Raw genomic sequence first — 14,632 nt, 5'->3', positions numbered from 1 at the left:
CTCTTATTATAAAAAAAATTATACAAGATAATGAACCCAATAATATGCGCACTGGATACACAAGATTTGAATAAAGCTATATCTTTAGCTAATGCTCTGCGTGATAAGGTTGGCATGGTAAAGCTTGGGTTAGAATTTTTTGCTGCACATGGCCCTTCTGGAGTGAGAGAAGTTGCAAAATGCAATATACCAATTTTTTTAGATCTGAAATTGCATGATATTCCAAACACTGTCGCTAGAACGATTGAAGCAATCAAGATTCTAGATGTTGAAATGCTAACATTGCATATCAGCGGTGGAATAAAAATGCTTCAAGAAGCGCTAAGTATAGTGCAAGGCACTAAAATAAAGCTAATTGGAGTAACAGTATTAACTAGCATGAGCAATGAAGATCTGAGTGAACTCGGAGTGGCAAGGGAAGCAAAATCACAGGTAATTTTGCTGGCAAAGCTTGCAAAAAAGATTGGTCTACATGGAATAGTTTGCTCTGCACTAGAGGCTCAAGAGGTGCACCAAGAATGTGGTAAAGACTTTAAAATTATTACTCCAGGAATCCGTATGAATCGAGGTCATGATGATCAAAAAAGGACAGCAACACCAAAAGAAGCAATAAATTCAGGAGCTGATTATATCGTAATTGGCAGACCCATTACAGAGAGTAGCAATCCCGCAAGTAGTGCAGAGTTAATATTGAAATCCCTTACTGATTGAAGCAGGGCAGATAAGGTAGCATAGAGTAAAAGCAACAAACGGTATGTATCCGTTCAGCAGGGTGGCAAAACAAGGTAGACGAGAAAAGATAACTAAATGGGTGTCATCCCAGTGCTTGACCATTTTTCTTTTTTTTTCTGGATTCCAGCGTCACGCGCTGGAATGACAGGGCTGTGAGTGTCATCGAAGTAGCCGATACAGGCCTTTTTCTTCTGTCATCCCAGTGCCCTGACACTGGGATCCAGTTAAATTTACAGGTATAAAAGTAATCAACGTTTCTGGTGATGATAGAAAAATGGATCCCAGCACAGGATACCATTTATTGTTTTGGCAAATTTGTACGGCTACGTACTTTATTTGCACATTCTCCTGAATAGATACTCAGTGAAAAAAAGTGCTTGACACAAAAAAATGGATGCTGTATAGTACTGACAATTAAGTATAATACTTAGCGTGGTGTAATACTACACTGCTTTTTTTACTTCAACAAGTAATCATTATCATTTTTCTCCCGTTACCAAGCAGCTTACGTTCATTTGTATCTACCATGAAGCCAATGCTAGAATCCAGAAAAAAGACCGGTGAATGGCAGGTACGAGCATTATACGTATACAGTTGTATGAACGTTGTTTACCATGAGGGCGCCTCCCAGCACTGGGATCCATATTGTAAACAAGCGTTTGAGTTATACTAAGCTGCCATTCACCGGTCTTTTTTCTGAATGCAGTTTGCATGACAACGCTGAGATTACTGATAAAGATTACCTTCAAATTACAATAACTATTCTAATTTTATTTTTAAAGGAGGCTATTATGTCACTTACTGATATCGCTCACCGTGTTAATGAACTTGCTTCATCATGGGAGCAATTTAAACTAATAAATGATCGTAAACTAAAAGAAATCGAAAGCAAAGGACCTGAGCAACTATGCAAGATAAATAGTAATATTGATAATTGCAAAGAGCGCTTAGATTTTATTGAAACCTCAGCTCAACGCCCAGAGATTAGCACAGATTTTAATACAGGTGATAAATATTTTTCTGATTATATTCGCAAAGGAATGGAAAACAGATTATCACACAAAACCCTAAGTGGAGATGATAATGATATTGGAGGGTATTTAGTTACTCCTCATATTGTAAAACGCATAAACAAGCGTATAACTGATTCATCTCCAATGCGGCAAATATGTTCTAGTCAAAGAATCTCTACTGAAACATTGGATTATATTATAGAAGATTGTGACCGTGCTGGTGCAGGTTGGAGTGGTGAAGTGGTAGACGACGAAGATGGTGGCTATAAATCCAAGTATGATTTTGCACAAGACACAAGTACACCTAAAATTCAAAAGATTTCCATAACAACTTATGAGCTCTATGCTCAGCCGCAAATATCACAAAAATTGCTCGATGATGCATTTGTCAATGTTGAAAATTGGCTTGTAGAAAAGGTTGCCGAAACTTTCAGTAAGAAGGAGAATGAAGCCTTTATTAAAGGTGATGGCACTTTTCAGCCTAAAGGAATTTTAACTTACGAAAATGGAAATGGTCATAATAAGATAGAGCAAATTAAAGCTGATAAGCTAGACAGCGACGCCATAATGATATTGTACTACTCTCTAAATGAACATTACTCTAAAAATGCATCATTTTTGATGAACAGGAGTACGTTAAAGGACGTGAGGCTACTAAAATCTGAAACAGGTCAGTATCTTTGGCAGCCGAGTTTATCGCTTGAAACACCAGATACTTTAATGGGAATACCAGTATATCAATCTGCTGATATGCCACCTACAATGATTGCAGTAGCAGATTTCAAACAAGCTTATAAGATCGTAGATAACAGAGGAATGAGAATACTTAGAGACCCTTATACAAACAAACCTTATGTTAGATTTTTTGTCACTAAGCGTGTTGGCGGGGAAGTTGTCAACACCAGTGCTATTAAATTGTTGAAAATTGCAAGCAAGTACTAAAATTTTTATGAAATAGTTGACATATTATACTTTTTATATAATAATTAAATTATTATTAATTTAAGGAGTAAAATATGTGGAAAAGCATAAAAAAGTTTTTTAAGTGGATTGCTGATCATACAGGAATTTCATGGATTGCAAGAAAAATTTCATCAGGGTGGAAATGGTTGTTTGGTGGTAAATCAAGTAATGCTAAACAAAATTTATTATCAGAGCAAGAAAAGTTTTCAAGCAATACATTAACAAAAACTTTGGATAATACAGTTAATCATGAGAAGCCAGTAGCAGATTATCAAATCCATGACAGTCGAGCTGATATTACTCAATCTAAGGAACGTGATAATATTGCCGGTATTTATGAAAGAAAACCTGGAATGCTGGAACTATAGTATTTTCTAAAATGGATGATAAAGTTCCATTATGGTATTACCAACCAAAAGCTGTAAGTCTGTATATTTATACATGAGAGGTCTGAGGCGGCTTTTGATGGTATGCCAACAGTATTCTATAGGATTCAAATCTGGTGAATATGTTGGAAGATACAGCAAATGACAGCCAAAAGACTCTATTAATGATTTTGTTTTAGTGGTCTTATGAAATGTAGCATTATCCATAACTATAGTTGTGCCAAGTGGCAATTTAGGTAATAACATCTTCTCCAACCATGTATTGAATACCTCTTTGTCACACCCACCTTTGAAAGTCATTGGTGCAATAAATCTCTTTCCAATCCACCCGGCTACTATACTGATTCTCTCTCGAGTTCTCCCTGGAATATCTGCATAAATTTTCTTTCCTCTTGGAGCGCGTCCATATTCTCGGTATAACTTATTATCAACTCCTGCTTCATCTATATATAAGATGCTGGAATGGTCTATTTTTGAGATTTTATCAATAAATTGCTCCCTATCTTCTTGATTGCGCTCTTGATATAGTGTGACTTTTTTTTAAAGTAATTTTTAGCTGTTTTAGTCTATACCAAATTGAGTTTATTCCAAATCCAAGATTTTGTTTCATCTCTGCCAGAGTATGATCTGGATTCTTTGTAACATATTCTTCGAGTATTTTGGGGTCTATTTTTCGAATAAAGCTACCGTTTTTAGATGGCTTGAGGCTTTCACCAGCAGCTTTCTTTTTTAACCAACGGTACAGAGTTGCTATTCCTATCTCCATAAGCTCTGCTACCTCAACCTTTGTCTTACCTTTTTCTATCATCAATACTGCCTTTTCCCTTAAATCCACACTATATGCCATTATAACTCAAATACTTTATTATACCTTTATCATTTACTTTAGGAAATACTATATTTGTAACGTTAACAAATACAGGCAAAGTTTTTGGTGGTGGTATAGGTCTTAGTGGTAATCCTGATCTTAATTTTACTGATATTATTAATAGTTTAAAAGTATATACTCAATACGTCCAGTCCGAAGAAGGAAAAGTATTCAAAATTACTTGTGATAAACCTAAAGTTGAGGAAGGTGGTGTGTTCTTGAATATAGAGTCAGTAGCATCTGAGAATAATAAAATTCCGTCTCACGAATTCTCAAGAATGAAGGAGATCTTAGGTCTGAATGAAAAGCGAGCAACCGTTGCCATAACTCAGATATCTAAAGATCCGATTATAGTTCCTAAATCATAAATTGCTAGTTCTACAACAACACCAGCTGCTAATAATGGTCTATTTGCTAGTACATAATAATTGCTATAAACCCTTCAAAAGGAGCATCTTCTTTGGTGCTCTTTTTTTCTTTATAAGTTTTCTCCATAGGAGAAAATTGACTAATTACAATTTGTATCTTCCTCGTATCAATTTTCAATAGATTCATCGATGTATAGCTATAGTTTTATCAGTGTAAGGCTAAATATGCTAAGCTTATAAGGATGACAAAGCTTCAAAAAAAGCCTAACATAGTGGAAAAAGCTTTATGAAAATCAGAGTTGGAGTAATAGGCTGCTTAGGCAGAATGGGTAAGAAAATACTCAATGAATTAATTACGAATACCAAAGTGGAAGTAGCAGGTGCTGTTGCTCGCTTGGGCAGTGAGTATATAGGCTTAGATATTGGGCCTATTGCAGGCCATGGCTCCGATTTAGGAATCAAAGTTACAAGTTCTATTAGTGAGGTATTTGAATCGTCCGATGTTGTAATAGATTTTACAACTAAAGAATGTATGCTAGACTGCCTTAAGGCAGCTGTAAAATTTAAAAAGCCGCTAGTTAGTGGCACAACTGGAATAGAAGGTCTAAATTTAAAAGACTATGCTGCTAAAGTTCCAATATTATGGTCAGCAAATATGAGTATAGGAGTTAATGTGTTGCTGAAATTGGTAAAAGAAGCTGCCAAGCTTTTAGGTAATGAGTATGACGTTGAAATTTGGGAAATGCATCACAATTTAAAAAAGGATTCACCATCTGGAACAGCTATAGAGTTTGGTAAAGCAGTTGCTAACGCTGCAAAAGTGGATTTTGAGCTCAATCAATATTCACATAATAATTCAAATATAAGAGGGAAAGGAGGAATAGGCTTTGCAGTATCTCGTGGAGGTGGAGTAATAGGAGATCACAGTGTCATGTTTGTCAATTCCGATGAACGAGTAGAATTAAATCACAAAGCAATTGATCGTACAACGTTTGCTAGAGGGGCGGTTCAGGCAGCAATATGGTTGTGCGAGAATAAAACTCCAGGACTTTATTCAATGCAGGATTTAGTATGAACGATAAATACGCTTTCGTTAAAAATTTAAATCTTTGGTATGGCTCTAAACAAGTTTTATTCGATATAAATTTGAATATTTGCAAAAAGAAAGTCACAACTTTTATCGGACCTTCTGGGTGCGGTAAATCGACATTTTTGCGTTGTTTTAATCGTATGAATGATTACGTACCTGGATGTAGAGCGACTGGTGAACTGGTAATCGATGGGCTGGGTAATATATATTCACGTGATATGGATGTTGTATTGCTCAGAGCAAAAGTTGGTATGGTATTTCAAAAACCCAATCCTTTTCCAAAGTCAATATATGATAATGTTGCTTATGGGCCTAAATTGCATGGCATGGTGAAAAATAAGCAAAAATTGAATGAAATAGTAGAAAGTAGTTTAACTAAGGTTGGTTTATGGGAAGAGTTGAAAGATAGATTGCAAGATAGTGCACTAAATTTATCTGGTGGCCAGCAACAAAGATTATGCATTGCTCGTGCAATTGCAGTAAAGCCAACTATTTTATTAATGGATGAACCATGCTCTGCTCTTGATCCAATGGCAACCAATGCAATCGAAAATCTTATACAAGAATTGAAATTGAGGTTCACCATAATTATGGTAACTCATTCGATGAAGCAAGCTAAAAAATTATCTGACAGCATAGTTTTCTTTTGCAATGGCAAGATTGTTGAATTCGGAAGTACTCAAGAAATCTTTGAAAATGCTCAGTCTCCTTTAACGAAGGAGTATATTCTGGATCATTAGCTTAATAATTGATATTTTAATTTTTTCTATGTATAATTTTATCAAGTTTGTTGTGATAGGGGGTTAAAATGTTTAGTACAAGTGAAGCAACAAAAAAGTTGTTTAAAGCTATTGAATTTCAAAATGCTAGTGGTGAAAGAATAACACCTGAGGAAGCTTGGAATCATTTTCAACAAGCATTGAAAGAAGGAGCGAATGTTAATGCTTTTGAAGATGGAATGACACCTTTGATGTGCATTATTTCAGCTTTTGTTACTAGTAATAACGAGGAACATCAATATTTAGAGCTTATGGCTAAGTTGCTTGTACAGCATAAAAAAATTGATGTAAATATTAAAAGCAAGCAAGCTGTTATGGAGAGAAGACCAAAGGAACATGATGGTTATCCAGTTTACGAATTTGAGGAGAGAGAAGTAGTAGATAGGAGTCCATATCTTCGCTGCATATACCTTGACAATTCACAACCTGTTAATGAAGGATTTATACCTCAAAATTATGCTCGTGCAGAGGAGGAAATTGAGACCGGCAAGAAGAAAAAAAATACAGCTTTACACATTGCTTGCGAGATGGGAAGTATAGATATAGTAAAAATATTACTCACACATCCAAAGATCAAAACTAATATTAAAAACTATGAAAACAAAAGTCCAAGAGATTGTATTGCAGGATATGTTAAGAAAATAATAGAACCAGAGTTCATAAAGATAGAAGCAGTTGCTCAAAAAAGGAAACAAACTAATTATGCTTATGCTTTTTTGTTATCTGGAGTATTTGCTGTTGGTCTATGTTTCGTAGTTGACAACCCAGTTCCACTTGCTGCAACTTCGTTGCTTTTTTTTGCAATAGGATGTGGTTTTCTGTATAGAGCAAATACAGTTATTAATGATGTAAGCTTCTCTCAAGTTATTGTGAACGAACGTGCTAGTGATTTATCTGTTCAGGTAAGGTGTCATTCCAGCACTTGATGCTGGTTTTCATTTAATCTCATTGAATTTAGCATAAGCTTTGTAAATTTTTCTAGATCCCAGTGTCAAGCACTGGGATGACACCCATTTCTTTCTAGTCTTGTCATTCGAGTAGCTGAAACTATAGTATTTCCTAAAGTAAATGATAAAGGTATAATAAAGTATTTGAGTTATAATGGCATATAGTGTGGATTTAAGGGAAAAGGCAGTATTGATGATAGAAAAAGGTAAGACAAAGGTTGAGGTAGCAGAGCTTATGGAGATAGGAATAGCAACTCTGTACCGTTGGTTAAAAAAGAAAGCTGCTGGTGAAAGCCTCAAGCCATCTAAAAACGGTAGCTTTATTCGAAAAATAGACCCCAAAATACTCGAAGAATATGTTACAAAGAATCCAGATCATACTCTGGCAGAGATGAAACAAAATCTTGGATTTGGAATAAACTCAATTTGGTATAGACTAAAACAGCTAAAAATTACTTTAAAAAAAAGTCACACTATATCAAGAGCGCAATCAAGAAGATAGGGAGCAATTTATTGATAAAATCTCAAAAATAGACCATTCCAGCATCTTATATATAGATGAAGCAGGAGTTGATAATAAGTTATACCGAGAATATGGACGCGCTCCAAGAGGAAAGAAAATTTATGCAGATATTCCAGGGAGAACTCGAGAGAGAATCAGTATAGTAGCCGGGTGGATTGGAAAGAGATTTATTGCACCAATGACTTTCAAAGGTGGGTGTGACAAAGAGGTATTCAATACATGGTTGGAGAAGATGTTATTACCTAAATTGCCACTTGGCACAACTATAGTTATGGATAATGCTACATTTCATAAGACCACTAAAACAAAATCATTAATAGAGTCTTTTGGCTGTCATTTGCTGTATCTTCCAACATATTCACCAGATTTGAATCCTATAGAATACTGTTGGCATACCATCAAAAGCCGCCTCAGACCTCTCATGTATAAATATACAGACTTACAGCTTTTGGTTGGTAATACCATAATGGAACTTTATCATCCATTTTAGAAAATACTATAGATGCTTTTCTTAATCCCAGTACCAGCTACTAGGATGACATTATGGAAATCTGGATCACGTTGTCAGCTACTAGGATGACAAAAAGGCAAGGTACTGAGATGACAGGAGTATGAAATGGGTCTACTTGACCATTTAGTTGTCTTTTCTCGTCTACCTTATTTTACCACTCTGCTGAACGGATACCTTTATTTTCAATAATTTTGTTAGCAATAATACGGCTTTCAAAATCGACACTTATTATGTCAGATAGTGAGTTAATATCAGAGTACTTGTCAAAGTTTTCTATTGTTGATTTTACTACCTCTACTACTTCTAAAAAGCCGATTCGTGATTTCAAGAATTCATTAACAGCTATCTCATTTGCAGCGTTCAAAACAATACTATTTGTATGTGGAGAAGAAGAATTTAACACTTCCATGCTTAGCTTTAGTGAAGAAAAACATTTGTGGTCTGGTTCTTGAAAAGTCAATTTTTTTTGTTTTGTTAAGTCTAACTTGTAGTTCAAAGTTGATCTTTCTGGCCAAGACAAAGCATATGCAATGGGAGTTTCCATATCAGTTTCTGCAAGCACAGCAAAGCTGAATCCATCGTGATAAACGACAATTCCATGTACTATCGATTCAGGGTGCACTACTGCTTCAATTCTATTTGGGCTAATATTAAAGAAATGATGTGCTTCTATTATTTCTAGTGCTTTATTCATCATTGTTGCACTATCAACTGAGATTTTCTTTCCCATTTTCCAAGTAGGGTGACTTAGTGCCTGATTTACTGTGATATTTCTTAATTGTTCAAGGCTATAATTTAAAAATGGTCCACCAGAGGCAGTGAGTATAATCTTTTCTACACATTTATCATCATTTTGCAAAACTTGAAAAATTGCGTTGTGTTCAGAGTCAATAGGGATTATTTGTACGCTCCTTTCTTTAGCTTTTTCAAGCAGTAACTTGCCACCACAAACAATGCTTTCTTTATTTGCTAGAGCAATAACTTTAGTACCGCTTTCTATAACCTTTATAACTGGCTCAAGGCCTGCGATGCCAACTATTGCAATAACTGAGAGATCAACAGGTAGAGAAGCAACATTTGCTAGACCTGGAGCACCAACTTCTACTTTGACGTTTGTACCAAGTAGATCTTCTTTTAAATCTTTGTAGAACCTTTCATCAGAAATGGCAGCATATTTTGCATTAAGTAGATTTGCCTGTTGTGCTAGCAGAGCAAAGTTAGAATTGGCACTTAGTGCTTCCACCTGATATTCTTCCTTTCTCTTTGAGAGCAAATCTACAGTCTTTTTTCCAATGCTTCCTGTTGATCCTAAAACTGAAACTTTTTTCACTAATTACAATAAAATCTTCTTAGTTATTTAGTAACCAAGCTCATGATCATCACCAACAGATGGTGAAGGACCAGGTGAAAAAGATTGGCCATGATGATCACCTGCATCATGCATATCATGCAAACCATCGGCACTTTGAGCTATTTCATTGTTAGAGTGGGGATAATCATCCGGATGATGCCCCTCATCACCGTAGTCCATACCCATTCCTTCTGATGGCATATCTTCTCCACCACCACCTGAAAAATATTCTGCAAGACTTTCAAGAAATTTTATGCCAAACATATTACCTGATTTCCCAAATAACGTTACTAGACTGCTACCACTGACCAAACCTTCAAACACATTATTATAAGCAGCAATTGCTCCTTCATGAAAGTTGAACATCCACTTCATTCCATCCACAATTGTTGCAACAGAGTCGCTATGACCAAGACCGAAACCACTTTTCTCACTAGCGGCTTCCTGGTGTTTCTGCTGTGCCTGCCATTCTGCAATATTTGGACCTTGTGCTTCACTCATAAACTTTTATTTTAAGCCTTAAGCTATCATTTTATCACAAACACCGCAAAATATCAATTGTTTAAGAGAGGTTATCATAAAAATAGCTAACACTAAATTCTGATTACTCTATACCAAAACATTGATAATGTGCTGTAGTAACAAAGTGATGAAGGAAGGTCTTGAGGTTTAAGACAGCTTCTATTTCTTCTTAGAAGACTGCTCCTCTCTCTTTCCTTTTTATTTTATTATCTTAATATTAACTTACTCATAAATTATTGACAAGTACTAATAATTTAATTATTATTAATATAATATTAATAATGAGGAAGAAAAATGCTTACTAATGATTTATCTAATAATAACACACCATCATCAGCTCCGCCACCGCCACCTCCCCCACCTCCGGATTGGAAAAACACTTGTAAGCATAACAATAAAAATGGAAAATCTCCTAGTGTTACTGCAGAAAAAAGCAGCAGTGGCAATAAGCCAAGAAGAGATCAATCTAAGAGTCCTGTTCAACAATCATCTCTTAATTTTGCAGAAAATCCACTATTTAAGAAAAAACAAGAAGAACATAATGTAAATAGCGAAACTGCAGATGAAGGAAGCAATATTAGACAGAGTGAGCCAAATAGAGGATTAACTCACAAGCCTGTATCAACTAGAGTTTTTAGTTCTCAACAAGGTAATTGTAATAGTAACAAACCTTCCAGTAATTCAGGAACTAACAATAGTACTCAATCAGAAAAAGGGCTATCTGAGAATCCTATTCAACTTGCAACAGAACAAAAAATCGATACTTCCATTTTGGTTAATACTTCAGTTGGCATAAGCAAGGCAACTGCCTTAAAATATTCAATTGCTACTTTGTTGCTATGTATATCTAACGCTAACTATGGATTAGCGAACAAAAAAAGAATTGGAAATGGAAGGTTTTTTACGTTGTAAAGAGTATGAAATGAGTGTAGAAAAAATATGAACCAGAAAGTTAAAAGGAGATCGGTGGCGAGTGTGCTCAATTTCTAATCTATTTTTTAGGTAACCAAAAACTGTTTCAATAATAGATCTTTTCCTTAAAAAAATCTTCTCATTTAGAGAGATTAATGCGTTTTTCATCCCTTTTTTTATCTTGGTAACAAGCTTTAAATTTCTATCAAGTAATTGTAGAAATAGACCTTTTTGGATATAACCTTTATCTCCAAATAATAAACCCGTTAGTTTTTTAGTCAGATCTAAAACTGGCTTTCTATCGTCAATGTTACCTCTGGTTAGCGTAACACCTTGAATTTCGCCTATTTCATTGATTACTACATGTAATTTAAAACCAAAAAACCAGCCATAAGTGCTTTTGCTTAATTTTGCAATTCCAGTAAAAACTTTATTTTTAGATATTCTTTTTGCATGACAGACCGTGATAGGAGTTGAATCAATGTAGGAAATACCTGTATTTTTTGCCTGCTCACATAACCACTGTAGCAACATTGCTAAATACCATAAAACTCGAGGTTTTAGCGCAATAAATCTATCATAAGAAGGTAGTCTGGAAAAGTCTGACTTATGCAGCAACTGTAAGTAACATATGTAAAATGATTTAAAGTTTTCATATCTAGATTGCTGATATAACAGAATTATTGTTATAATTTCGGAATGCGTTATTTCTGGCACTCTTGTAGGTTTTTTACCATTGGATAATAATCTACCTGCAAAATTTTTGTCTATTATTTTACAATAATCATCTACAAAACAGAATAATTCTGTTACATTCTTATTCACTGGGTAACCTCCTATTATCTCTAAAATACTGGAGTTTACCTTCTTTTCTTCTTCTCTTCTAATCCATAGTTAGCGTTTCTAGTGTTACAGCTGGTATATATACATATCTTTCGATTTCAGTAACACTAAGTGATCCAGTACTTTTCACAGTTATTGCTTTTGTTTCTGCATCGGTTATGTTGAGCTTAGCTGCATATCTTATCAATTCACACCTTTCTGCAATAAACAGCGAGAAAAAAGTTGATCCTGGTAGAGAACAATCACAAGATTTACAGAAAGCAAAGGAACTTGAACAGAGCAATACTTATACATCATCACTTTCAGTAATAGCTGAAACACCCATTTTACCGCCACCACCTCCTCCTCCATTGCCACAAAATGCTGCACCACTACCACCTCCTCCTACAGCTTCCAAGTATACGGAGAAACCTAAGAATGGTGCACCGGAGAAGGCTAATAAATATTCTGCTCTGCTTGAACAGATAAGAAAAGGTACGAAGTTAAAACCTATTAATGATGGTGCACCGGAGAAGGCTATTGATTCTGAACAAAATAAGTCATTACCTGCGGGTGCCAAATGTCATGATTATGAGATAGGTAAGATCCTGCAGAGGAGAATAGGAACGGGATCTTTTTCTAGTAGTGAAAGTGAAGTTTCTGACCACAGTGACAGTGATGATTGGAGCAATGATGAATCGAAAAAACCGAAAGAGAAAAAGCTGACAAAATCCAGGAAAAACCTACGCCTTCAAACTCCCAACCAGAAGATGAAAGAGGAAGCAAGAGTCCTGACAGTGGTCATGAATCTGATGATAATGTAAAACCTAAATCCACAACTCCACCACGTTCTGCATCAAAGGTAGAGAAGCCACCGATATCGCCTAAGCCTGTTAATTCAAAAACGAAATGTGAAGCTTCTCCTGCAGCACAAGCAAATAATGTTGACCCAACGAATAGTGAGATGCAAAAACCATCTCATTCTGTTAGGGAAATTTCTAAACGTTATGGTGAACAAGCACAACGTTATGATGTACAAGCCACACGTATTTCAACTTCAACATGTCATGGATCAAGGTAAGAGAAAGTAGTACACTCTTCTTAAAATAAGTTTACCTACAGGTCTGATTGTACTAAGATTGCTTAGTACAATCAGATTTATGAAATGCGCTTATCTCAATATTACCTGCCAACTTTAAAAGAAACCCCGGCTGGTGCTGAAATTATTTCTCATCAATATTTGTTACGTGCGGGCTTAATCAAGCAGACAGCATCTGGAATTTATTCTTGGCTGCCGCTTGGTCTTTTGGTACTTAAAAATATTGAAAATATTATCAGAGATGAAATTGGTGCTATTGAAGTGTTGATGCCTTGTGTGCAGCCAGCAAGTCTTTGGCGAGAGTCAGGACGTTACGATGATTACGGCAAAGAAATGCTACGTATTAAAGATAGGCATGAAAGCGATATGCTTTTTGGTCCAACACATGAGGAGGTGGTAACTGATTTGATTAGAAATACGGTAAAAAGTTACAAAGATTTGCCACTTTGTTTATATCAAATTCAGTGGAAGTTTCGTGACGAAGTAAGACCTCGTTATGGCGTTATGAGAGGCAGAGAATTTCTGATGAAGGATGCGTATAGTTTTGATGTAGATTACGAAAGTGCACTGAACTCATACAACATGATGTACAAAACTTACATAAAAATCTTCAAACGAATGGGGCTTACTCCAATTGGAGTGAGGGCAGATACAGGACCAATTGGAGGAAATTTAAGTCATGAATTTCATATATTGGCAAGCACCGGTGAGAGCACTTTATATTATGACAATAAATTTTCTGAACTGCTAGAGAGTGAAGATATTGAAAGCCTGAAGAGCATATATGCAGTTGCAGACGATATGCATGATCCTAAAATTTGTCCTATACCGCAAGAACAGTTAAATGTTAGTAAAGGTATTGAAATAGGGCACATTTTTTATTTTGGTGATAAATATTCGAAGCCTATGAAGGCAAGTGTTACTTCTCAAGATGGAAAAAATGTTAATATGCATATGGGTTCGTACGGTATTGGAGTTTCAAGGCTTGTTGGCGCAATAATAGAAGCTTTCCATGATGATAAAGGAATTATCTGGCCAGAGGCAGTAGCTCCTTTTAAAGTTGGTTTGATCAATTTACAAACAAAAGTAACGGAGGCTGCAGATAAAATATACAAAGCTTTGAAAAGCGATGAAGTGCTTTATGATGATACGGACGAAAGTGTAGGAGTGAAATTTGCCAGAATGGATCTGATAGGGTTGCCATGGCAAATAATTGTTGGAAAAAAAGTAGTAAGTGAAAATACAGTTGAAGTAAAAAATAGGGCAACTGGAGAGGTAGAGGAAATACAAGTTGAAGAAGCAATAAATCGTTTTAGCGCAAAATGATATACGGTATTGGCACTGACATAGTATATATACCCAGAATATTGAGAATATCACAAAAATACGGGGAAAAATTTCTCAATAAAGTCTATACTAAGAAGGAGATAGAGATAAGCAAAAAATATAATAGCCAAGAAGTAAGAGCAAAATATTTTGCTAAACGCTTTGCTGCAAAGGAAGCTTTTGTTAAAGCGCTAGGCACTGGATTCAGCCAAGGAATTATAATGAAAGATATAGAAATATACAGTAATATCAGGGGAAAACCACATCTTGCTATGACAAAGGATTTCATCTCGAAAGACTACAAGATACACCTTTCTCTAAGTGATGATCAAGATTATGCTACTGCGTTTGTTGTAATTTGCGTTGAGTAGATATTGTTTAGTACATACGATTTCAAAAATTTTTTTGAAATTATACTTT

General features: G+C 35.4%; 17 protein-coding genes. 12 read left to right on the top strand and 5 right to left on the bottom strand.

The features are described from left to right. Nucleotides 1-30: 30 nt before the first annotated feature. The 3 genes from pyrF (at nucleotide 31) to OM962_RS05960 (ending at nucleotide 3,076) form a co-directional block, all read left to right on the top strand. Nucleotides 31-711 (top strand): orotidine-5'-phosphate decarboxylase, encoded by a 681-nt coding sequence (gene pyrF / locus OM962_RS05970; protein WP_264331140.1) that lies wholly within the window; start codon nucleotides 31-33, stop codon nucleotides 709-711. Between the two features lie 812 nt (nucleotides 712-1,523). Then, complete coding sequence (locus OM962_RS05965) at nucleotides 1,524-2,687, top strand: phage major capsid protein (protein WP_319606767.1); 1,164 nt, start codon at nucleotides 1,524-1,526, stop codon at nucleotides 2,685-2,687. 74 nt (nucleotides 2,688-2,761) lie between these two features. Further along, nucleotides 2,762-3,076, top strand: a complete 315-nt coding sequence (locus tag OM962_RS05960) for a hypothetical protein (protein ID WP_264331138.1) — start codon at nucleotides 2,762-2,764, stop codon at nucleotides 3,074-3,076. A gap of 6 nt (nucleotides 3,077-3,082) precedes the next feature. Here the strand turns inward: OM962_RS05960 and OM962_RS05955 are convergent, their stop codons facing one another. Then, nucleotides 3,083-3,565 carry an IS630 family transposase gene (locus tag OM962_RS05955; protein ID WP_264330460.1) on the bottom strand — a complete coding sequence of 161 codons (483 nt, stop codon included), beginning with the start codon at nucleotides 3,563-3,565 and terminating at the stop codon, nucleotides 3,083-3,085. Between the two features lie 28 nt (nucleotides 3,566-3,593). Next, nucleotides 3,594-3,941: an IS630 transposase-related protein gene (locus OM962_RS05950; RefSeq protein WP_213864026.1), complete on the bottom strand. Its 348-nt coding sequence runs from the start codon at nucleotides 3,939-3,941 to the stop codon at nucleotides 3,594-3,596. A 675-nt stretch (nucleotides 3,942-4,616) separates the two neighbouring features. On the opposite strand from OM962_RS05950, the gene dapB reads away from it, so the two are divergent. From dapB to OM962_RS05925, 5 genes are all read left to right on the top strand, one after another. Next, nucleotides 4,617-5,405: a 4-hydroxy-tetrahydrodipicolinate reductase gene (dapB, locus tag OM962_RS05945; RefSeq protein ID WP_264331137.1), complete on the top strand. Its 789-nt coding sequence runs from the start codon at nucleotides 4,617-4,619 to the stop codon at nucleotides 5,403-5,405. Continuing rightward, nucleotides 5,402-6,160: a phosphate ABC transporter ATP-binding protein PstB gene (pstB, locus tag OM962_RS05940; RefSeq protein WP_264331136.1), complete on the top strand. Its 759-nt coding sequence runs from the start codon at nucleotides 5,402-5,404 to the stop codon at nucleotides 6,158-6,160. The genes dapB and pstB overlap by 4 nt, the downstream gene beginning before the upstream one ends. 68 nt (nucleotides 6,161-6,228) lie before the next feature. After that, nucleotides 6,229-7,125, top strand: a complete 897-nt coding sequence (locus OM962_RS05935; RefSeq protein ID WP_264331135.1) for an ankyrin repeat domain-containing protein — start codon at nucleotides 6,229-6,231, stop codon at nucleotides 7,123-7,125. Nucleotides 7,126-7,300: 175 nt separating this feature from the next. Continuing rightward, nucleotides 7,301-7,648: an IS630 transposase-related protein gene (locus OM962_RS05930; protein ID WP_213864026.1), complete on the top strand. Its 348-nt coding sequence runs from the start codon at nucleotides 7,301-7,303 to the stop codon at nucleotides 7,646-7,648. 10 nt (nucleotides 7,649-7,658) lie between these two features. Continuing rightward, complete coding sequence (locus OM962_RS05925) at nucleotides 7,659-8,159, top strand: IS630 family transposase (RefSeq protein ID WP_319606738.1); 501 nt, start codon at nucleotides 7,659-7,661, stop codon at nucleotides 8,157-8,159. Between the two features lie 172 nt (nucleotides 8,160-8,331). Here the strand turns inward: OM962_RS05925 and dxr are convergent, their stop codons facing one another. Both dxr and OM962_RS05915 read right to left on the bottom strand, forming a co-directional pair. Then, nucleotides 8,332-9,510, bottom strand: coding sequence for a 1-deoxy-D-xylulose-5-phosphate reductoisomerase (gene dxr, locus OM962_RS05920; protein ID WP_264331134.1), 1,179 nt, complete (start codon nucleotides 9,508-9,510; stop codon nucleotides 8,332-8,334). 27 nt (nucleotides 9,511-9,537) lie between these two features. Further along, nucleotides 9,538-10,032, bottom strand: a complete 495-nt coding sequence (locus OM962_RS05915; protein WP_264331133.1) for a hypothetical protein — start codon at nucleotides 10,030-10,032, stop codon at nucleotides 9,538-9,540. A gap of 315 nt (nucleotides 10,033-10,347) precedes the next feature. On the opposite strand from OM962_RS05915, the gene OM962_RS05910 reads away from it, so the two are divergent. Next, nucleotides 10,348-10,965 (top strand): hypothetical protein, encoded by a 618-nt coding sequence (locus OM962_RS05910; RefSeq protein WP_264331132.1) that lies wholly within the window; start codon nucleotides 10,348-10,350, stop codon nucleotides 10,963-10,965. Here OM962_RS05910 and OM962_RS05905 read toward each other — a convergent pair. After that, nucleotides 10,918-11,790: an IS982 family transposase gene (locus OM962_RS05905; RefSeq protein ID WP_264330502.1), complete on the bottom strand. Its 873-nt coding sequence runs from the start codon at nucleotides 11,788-11,790 to the stop codon at nucleotides 10,918-10,920. The two genes, OM962_RS05910 and OM962_RS05905, sit on opposite strands and share 48 nt — an antisense overlap. A gap of 176 nt (nucleotides 11,791-11,966) precedes the next feature. Between OM962_RS05905 and OM962_RS05900 the strand changes: the two genes are divergently transcribed. The 3 genes from OM962_RS05900 (at nucleotide 11,967) to OM962_RS05890 (ending at nucleotide 14,583) form a co-directional block, all read left to right on the top strand. After that, on the top strand, nucleotides 11,967-12,611 hold the full coding sequence (locus OM962_RS05900) for a hypothetical protein (protein ID WP_264331131.1): 645 nt from the start codon (nucleotides 11,967-11,969) through the stop codon (nucleotides 12,609-12,611). 341 nt (nucleotides 12,612-12,952) lie between these two features. Further along, nucleotides 12,953-14,212: a proline--tRNA ligase gene (gene proS / locus OM962_RS05895; RefSeq protein ID WP_264331130.1), complete on the top strand. Its 1,260-nt coding sequence runs from the start codon at nucleotides 12,953-12,955 to the stop codon at nucleotides 14,210-14,212. Further along, on the top strand, nucleotides 14,209-14,583 hold the full coding sequence (locus OM962_RS05890; protein ID WP_264331129.1) for a holo-[acyl-carrier-protein] synthase: 375 nt from the start codon (nucleotides 14,209-14,211) through the stop codon (nucleotides 14,581-14,583). Before proS ends, OM962_RS05890 begins: the two co-directional genes overlap by 4 nt. The last annotated feature ends 49 nt before the right edge of the window (nucleotides 14,584-14,632 follow it).

Source organism: Wolbachia endosymbiont (group B) of Erebia ligea (assembly GCF_947179575.1).
In the GTDB taxonomy this organism is placed as follows: Bacteria; Pseudomonadota; Alphaproteobacteria; order Rickettsiales; family Anaplasmataceae; genus Wolbachia; species Wolbachia pipientis_C.
This window is presented reverse-complemented; position numbering and strand designations above follow the sequence as displayed.

Coding starts and splice junctions, on each gene's coding strand:
- pyrF (WP_264331140.1), top strand. CDS start 31: ATGAACCCAATAATATGCGCACTGGATACACAAGATTTGAATAAAGCT.
- OM962_RS05965 (WP_319606767.1), top strand. CDS start 1,524: ATGTCACTTACTGATATCGCTCACCGTGTTAATGAACTTGCTTCATCA.
- OM962_RS05960 (WP_264331138.1), top strand. CDS start 2,762: ATGTGGAAAAGCATAAAAAAGTTTTTTAAGTGGATTGCTGATCATACA.
- OM962_RS05950 (WP_213864026.1), bottom strand. CDS start 3,941: ATGGCATATAGTGTGGATTTAAGGGAAAAGGCAGTATTGATGATAGAA.
- dapB (WP_264331137.1), top strand. CDS start 4,617: ATGAAAATCAGAGTTGGAGTAATAGGCTGCTTAGGCAGAATGGGTAAG.
- pstB (WP_264331136.1), top strand. CDS start 5,402: ATGAACGATAAATACGCTTTCGTTAAAAATTTAAATCTTTGGTATGGC.
- OM962_RS05935 (WP_264331135.1), top strand. CDS start 6,229: ATGTTTAGTACAAGTGAAGCAACAAAAAAGTTGTTTAAAGCTATTGAA.
- OM962_RS05930 (WP_213864026.1), top strand. CDS start 7,301: ATGGCATATAGTGTGGATTTAAGGGAAAAGGCAGTATTGATGATAGAA.
- OM962_RS05915 (WP_264331133.1), bottom strand. CDS start 10,032: ATGAGTGAAGCACAAGGTCCAAATATTGCAGAATGGCAGGCACAGCAG.
- OM962_RS05910 (WP_264331132.1), top strand. CDS start 10,348: ATGCTTACTAATGATTTATCTAATAATAACACACCATCATCAGCTCCG.
- OM962_RS05900 (WP_264331131.1), top strand. CDS start 11,967: ATGTTGAGCTTAGCTGCATATCTTATCAATTCACACCTTTCTGCAATA.
- proS (WP_264331130.1), top strand. CDS start 12,953: ATGCGCTTATCTCAATATTACCTGCCAACTTTAAAAGAAACCCCGGCT.
- OM962_RS05890 (WP_264331129.1), top strand. CDS start 14,209: ATGATATACGGTATTGGCACTGACATAGTATATATACCCAGAATATTG.